Origin of the sequence: Humibacter sp. (genome assembly GCF_035547335.1) — a bacterium.
GTDB lineage: Bacteria > Actinomycetota > Actinomycetes > Actinomycetales > Microbacteriaceae > Humibacter.
The window spans coordinates 1-5,351 of sequence record NZ_DASZVF010000076.1; the positions used below are offsets into that span (position 1 = coordinate 1).

Annotated in this window: 5 protein-coding genes, 1 tRNA gene and 2 pseudogenes; 1 reads left to right on the plus strand and 7 read right to left on the minus strand. The window is 70.0% G+C overall.

The annotated features are described in order from the left end of the window. Nucleotides 1-300, minus strand: a pseudogene (locus VHB92_RS15435) (MFS transporter); the annotation flags it as partial. Between the two features lie 68 nt (nt 301-368). Here VHB92_RS15435 and VHB92_RS15440 point away from each other — a divergent pair. Then, a tRNA-Ser gene (locus VHB92_RS15440) sits at nt 369-457 on the plus strand. A 15-nt stretch (nt 458-472) separates the two neighbouring features. Here the strand turns inward: VHB92_RS15440 and VHB92_RS15445 are convergent. The 6 genes and pseudogenes from VHB92_RS15445 to VHB92_RS15470 form a co-directional block, all read right to left on the minus strand. Continuing rightward, on the minus strand, nt 473-1,156 hold the full coding sequence (locus VHB92_RS15445; RefSeq protein ID WP_325454658.1) for a hypothetical protein: 684 nt from the start codon (nt 1,154-1,156) through the stop codon (nt 473-475). After that, the gene (locus VHB92_RS15450; protein ID WP_325454659.1) at nt 1,153-1,770 is read right to left on the minus strand and encodes a SigE family RNA polymerase sigma factor; all 618 of its coding nucleotides are present in this window, start codon (nt 1,768-1,770) and stop codon (nt 1,153-1,155) included. Before VHB92_RS15450 ends, VHB92_RS15445 begins: the two co-directional genes overlap by 4 nt. Beyond that, a complete protein-coding gene (locus tag VHB92_RS15455; RefSeq protein WP_325454660.1) occupies nt 1,767-2,858 on the minus strand; it encodes an amidoligase family protein in 1,092 nt (363 codons plus the stop codon). Before VHB92_RS15455 ends, VHB92_RS15450 begins: the two co-directional genes overlap by 4 nt. Before the next feature lie 21 nt (nt 2,859-2,879). Then, a complete protein-coding gene (locus tag VHB92_RS15460; RefSeq protein WP_325454661.1) occupies nt 2,880-3,497 on the minus strand; it encodes a hypothetical protein in 618 nt (205 codons plus the stop codon). 134 nt (nt 3,498-3,631) lie between these two features. Continuing rightward, nucleotides 3,632-4,978, minus strand: a complete 1,347-nt coding sequence (locus VHB92_RS15465) for a hypothetical protein (protein WP_325454662.1) — start codon at nt 4,976-4,978, stop codon at nt 3,632-3,634. 45 nt (nt 4,979-5,023) lie between these two features. Next, nucleotides 5,024-5,351, minus strand: a pseudogene (locus tag VHB92_RS15470) (short-chain dehydrogenase); the annotation flags it as partial.

The window sequence follows — 5,351 nt, forward strand, 5'->3', positions numbered from 1 at the left end:
GAAGATCGTGAAGATGAGGAAGCCGAGGTTGTACATCTTCACCCGGCCGTGCACGTCGCCCAGCCGGCCGAGGCTCACGACCAGCACGCTCGTCACGATGAGGAAGCCGAGCATCAGCCACAGCAGGTAGAAGCTGTTGCCCGGCTGCAGCGGGTTGATGTGGATGCCGCGGAAGATGTCGGGCAGCGAGATCAGCAGGATCGAGCCGTCGATCGAGGCCATCAGGGTGCCGACGGTGCAGAGGATCAACGCCGTCCACTTGTAGTGGCGGTCGTCCACGCGCGGCACCTTCACGTTCACGTCAAGAAAACCTACCGCACGCGGAACAGGGGGTTCCCGGAGCGGCCGGCCGCCTACGCTCTTGCGACGGAGGGCTCGCATAGTGGCCTAGTGCAGTCGCCTTGAAAGCGACCAGGCGGTTCATCCCGTCTCGAGGGTTCGAATCCCTCGCCCTCCGCCGGCCCCCGCGTGGCTAGAGCGGGATCGACTGGCCGTCGAGCAGGCGCTGACCGGCGAGGGCCTTGACCAGGCCGAGGTCGTCGTCGGTGAGGTTCCAGGCCGCCGCGATCCGCTGCGCGTCCGTGACGTCGTGGTGCTGGCGGAACGCGTTGCGGGCGGCGTCGGCCTGGCCGGCGTCCGCCGCCTTCCGGCTGCCCGGCGTGATGGGCAGCGCGTGCCCGTCCTCGAGGAGCTGGCCGCCGAACGCCTTCGCGTCGTAGGGCGTGCCGAGGTGCCACAGGGACACGAGCGTCACGGCGTCGTCGTAGCCATAGCCCGCGGTGAAGAAGCGCGCGACGAGGTCGTCCTCGAACGTGCTCTCGGGCAGCGGGCTCGTGGTGCTCGACGGGACGTCCCGGCCGCCGGGGTGCTTCTTCGCGGGCGACGGCGGGGCGGCCGACGCGACGGTGCTGCCGGGGACGGCGGTGGCGCGCCCGCCCGGTGTGCGGCTGCTCGGCCGGTGGTCGTTGCGGGCGAGCACCGGCACACCCACGGCGAGGCCGCCGACGAGGATGGCGACGCCCGCGGTCTGCGTGCGCTGCCGCTGCCGGCGCCGCCGCCCGATCGCGCTGCGGATGCCGGCGTGCACGGCGTCCGCGTCGGGCGCATCGATCGTGTGCGCGTGCAGCACGGCGCGCAGCTCGTCGTCGGCGGTCATGGGCTCGTCCCTTCGTCCGGGGCGTCGAGGTGGTGAGGGTCGGTGGGCGCATCGATGCGCAGCGTGGCGAGCGCACGCGAGATGCCGGAGCGGACGGTGGCGCGGCTGATGCCGAGGACCTCCGCGATCTGGCTGTCGGAGAGGTCCTCGTAGTAGCGCAGCACCACCAGGGCGCGCTGCCGGCGGGGCAGCTTCGCGAGCCGGCCCCACAACGCGTCGCGGTCGGCGATGCGGTGCGTGACCGCCTCTGCGTGGTCAGGTAGCGCGGGGGCGCGGCTCCGCAGCGCCTCGTCGGACGCGCTGACGACGTTGCGCACCTGCCAGCGGCGCCGCCACGACAGGTACTCGTTGGTCACCATGCGCTTCACGTACAGGTCGGGGCGCTCGGCGGACCGCACGCGGGACCAGTGCTGGTGCGCCCGCACCATCGCTTCCTGCACGACGTCGGCCGCGAGCTCGCGGTCGCCGGTGAGCACGATGGCGTAGGACAGCAGCCGCGGCAGGTGAGTGCGGGCGAAGGCGTCGAAGTCGGTGATGTCGGTCGGGGGCACGAGTGGCGTCGGCTCCTCGTGGTCGACAGCGTCGGCGGCGGGCCGCCCCATCGTCTCCGTCATGCCGCGCCTTGCGCGAGGGCCCTCAGCTCGTCGACCGCGGTGGCGGCGCCGGTCGGCCGGGGGAGCGGTGCGGGGTCGAGGCAGCGCAGCAGCAGTGCCTCGACGAGCGCCGCGCGGCGCACGACGTCGGCGGCGTCGAGGGAGCCGGGGAGGATGCGCACCTCGACCGTGTGCCGGTCGGGCCGGTCGGCGATGACCTTCACGAGGTTCACGTCGAAGAACTTGGTGAGCCCGGTGGTGCGGGCGGCGGCGCGCAGCTCGTCCCAGCTGCGCCACGGCTGCTCGACCAGCGCGACGAGCGCGTCCGGCAGCGGTGCGAGGCGCACGCAGCGCGGGTTGGTGCCGAGGACCTCGCGCAGCGCATCACGCCAGTGCGCGAACAGCCGCACGGCGTTGGCGAACGCAGGCACCGTGCGGAACGGTGCGGCGTCGACGTGCAGGTGCACCGCGGCCTCGGCCGGCACCGTGAAGCCGAGCTCGCGCGCCGGGCTGAGCAGTGCGTCGAGCGTGGCCTCGTGGTCGTGGGTGAGCGGTGGCGTGACGATCTCGCACGGCCGTTCGCGCTCACCGCGCACCGGCAGGCCGATGACGACGGTGGCCCCCGCCGGGTCATCGACGCGCACCGCGTCGCCGATCGCCTCGACGACGCTGCCGAACGCCGCGGCGATCGGTGCGACGGTGTCGGCCATCGCGAGCGCGGGGTCGGCGAGCCGGGCAACGAGGCGGATGAGCCGCGGCTCGTCCGACAGCAGCCGGTACCAACCGGGCATTGCAGGCGCCCGCGCGTCGAGGTCGGCGGTGATGGTGATGTCGTCCACCAGGGTGGCGAGGGGGGCGCCGGCGGCGTCGTCGACGGCGAAGCCGGGCGTGAGGTGCAGGAAGTGGCCGATGCCCGGCACGAGCGACGGCTCGGTGTCGAGGTGGAGCACCGGACGGACCCGACCACCGGCGCGCCGGGCCAGCTCACGCGCGAGGTCCGCGCGTGAGCTGCCCCGGGGGGCGAGCAGCTCGAGCTCGAACCCGGTCCTCAGCGTGAGGACCGGGTTCGAGCTGATGGTCTCGAGCGTAGAGACCGTGGCGGTTCGCACGGTGCGGTGGTCAGCGCTCGATCAGGGCTCTATGGGCAGCGTCTCGCCCTGCTGGAGCTTCTTCCCGCCCGCGACCTTCGCGTCGTACGGCGTCGCGAGGTGCCACATCTTCGCGAGCTGCACGGCATCGTCGTAGTCGTAGCCCGCGTTGAAGTACGCGCTGACGGCATCGTCGCCCGCCTCCGCGGGCGCGGGGGCCGCGCTGCCGGGTGCGATGGGGAGCTGCTCGCCGGCGAGGAGCTTGTTGCCGGCGTCGACCTTCGTCTGGAACGGGTCGCTCTCGTTCCACATCTTCTGCAGGGCGACGGCGTCGTCGTAGTCGTAGCCCGCGCTGAAGTAGGCGTCGAGCGCCGTGTCCTCGGCGGTCGGCGCGGCGACCGGGGCCGCGGCGTCCTTCTTCGCGGCGGCCTTCTTGATGGCCTGCGCCTTGGTGAGCGGGCTCGGGGCGGCCGGGGCTGCGGCGGGGGCAGGCGCGGCCTGCGGGGCACGGCCGGGCGAGGCGGTGGCGGCACCGGGGCCGAACGCGACGAAGCCGATGGCGGTCATGCCGCCGGCGAGGCCCGTGGCCACCACGCCGTTGCGGGCGAGCCGGCGGCGCCGCGTGGCGCGGTTCGGAGTGGTGGGGGTCTGGTCGGTCATGCGGGATGCTCCTGCCGGGTCGGGGTCGGTTGCACCGCTAGAGACGTGCGCCGCCCCCGATCTGCTGCTCAGGTGTCGCATTCCTCGGTGCGTCAGACGACGAGCAGACGAGCGAGCGGGCTCGGCGCTGAACGTCACGGATGGCCTACGGGAAGCGCCGCTCGTGAGTAGAACTCAACCACTCGTCCGACCAACCGACTCCTCGCTCGAGCCTCGAACAGACTCCGCGCATGGTTAGCGACGATCGGGATCGCGGCAGCGACGCCTCCGACCACAGCAGAGTCGGCACTCGACGTGACGCCGGTCATCGCCAACGCCCATCCGGCGCCCGACCCTCCGGCGAGGCTGGTGAGATCAACGAAGAAGTCGCGGGTGTCTGCGGCCCGGTCGGGCTCAACCGCTGCTCCCCGCGCGTAGGTGATGTCTACGCACCTCTCGATCAGCGAATGAAGATCGTCAAACTGTCCTTTCGTCAGCCATCGGTCGCGTATGTCACTTAACCGGCTCGTCATCTCGCGGAAGTCGTCCGCGGGAATCGCACCAAGTATCCGGACGAAGCTCGTCGGCTCGAGCTTGTCGATCGCGTTGTCGTCGGTGGTCGAGTTTGCGCCAACACGGAAGGGGCTGCTTAGACTGTCGGAGGCATATGTGCACTCATTGGCCCATGCAACCATTCGCTCCCAGCCGGTCTCCATCCATCGTTCGATGTAGGTGATTTCGTCGGCCGTGCGACCATCAGCCTGCCGTCGAGCGGTGGCGAAGAATTGGCGCATCTTCGTACGCAACGGTTTGTTTTGACTTTGAAACCGCTGCTGCGCCTCGACCAACACGGATCGTGCGTCGTCGGTAAGAAGATGGGAAAAGAGGCGCGTGACGTTCAATGCTGTCTCATAGCTCTGCTGTGGATCTTGCCAGCGACGGACTTGGAAGTTCTTGGATGGTGTCCCGCACCAACGAGCCCAACCAGCCTCCATCCGTTCAATATCGCCTAGCTCCGCGAAGCCTTCAGCGCGGGCGATTCGCCTCAGGAGGTCCGCGAGCGCTCGTGGCGCGTTCTCAGACGCAAGCACGGCTCTGTGCTGCTTAGGTGTGAGTCTCGACAGACCGCGCGCTAGGCAATCTCGCAGACCGTCATCATTAATCGAGTCGAACCATATGCCTCTCGGCGAGCCTTCGAAATCAAGCACCGTTCGCAGCGAATCGGCCATCGTGTCCGCGCGTGCGCGGATCTCGATCACCGCGTCGTCGCCGTGTCGCTCCGCTGCCAGCTCCAGCGCAAGGTCGGCGGGGTCGAAAAGGTGGAAGCAAAGTCCGTCGATGACCGCCGCATCTGGGAGCACGATATGGCGAAAAAGGAGGCGATCGAGCCGCAGCCGGCCGACGAAGTCAGCCTTCCAACCGGAAGAGGACGAAACCATGGCGATCTGACCGAGCTCGCTGTACGTCGCGGCTTGTACCCGGCAGTCTTCCTTCTTCCGCATGACGCAGCGAACCACATCAGGTCTGGTCTTGTGGGCTGAGGCGAGTCACCACGCAGAACGGGCGTAGTCCTTGAGGAAGCAGCCGCGCACGTCCTCGCCGGCCTCGCCGCGCACGATCGGGTCGTAGACCCGGGCCGCGCCGTCGACCAGGTCGAGCGGGGCGTGGAAGCCCTCCTCGTGCAGCCGCGCCTTCGTGGGGTGCGGCCGCTCGTCGGTGATCCAGCCGGTGTCGACCGCGGTCATGAGGATGCCGTCGGTCTCGAGCATCTCCTCCGCGCTCGTCTTCGTGAGCATGTTCAGCGCGGCCTTCGCCATGTTCGTGTGCGGGTGGCCCGGGCCCTTGTACTGGCGGCCGAACTGGCCCTCCATGGCC

What these genes read in the sequence shown, in the direction of transcription:
- VHB92_RS15445 (WP_325454658.1), bottom strand. Translation starts at nt 1,156, where the DNA reads ATGACCGCCGACGACGAGCTGCGCGCCGTGCTGCACGCGCACACGATC.
- VHB92_RS15450 (WP_325454659.1), bottom strand. Translation starts at nt 1,770, where the DNA reads ATGACGGAGACGATGGGGCGGCCCGCCGCCGACGCTGTCGACCACGAG.
- VHB92_RS15460 (WP_325454661.1), bottom strand. Translation starts at nt 3,497, where the DNA reads ATGACCGACCAGACCCCCACCACTCCGAACCGCGCCACGCGGCGCCGC.
- VHB92_RS15465 (WP_325454662.1), bottom strand. Translation starts at nt 4,978, where the DNA reads ATGCGGAAGAAGGAAGACTGCCGGGTACAAGCCGCGACGTACAGCGAG.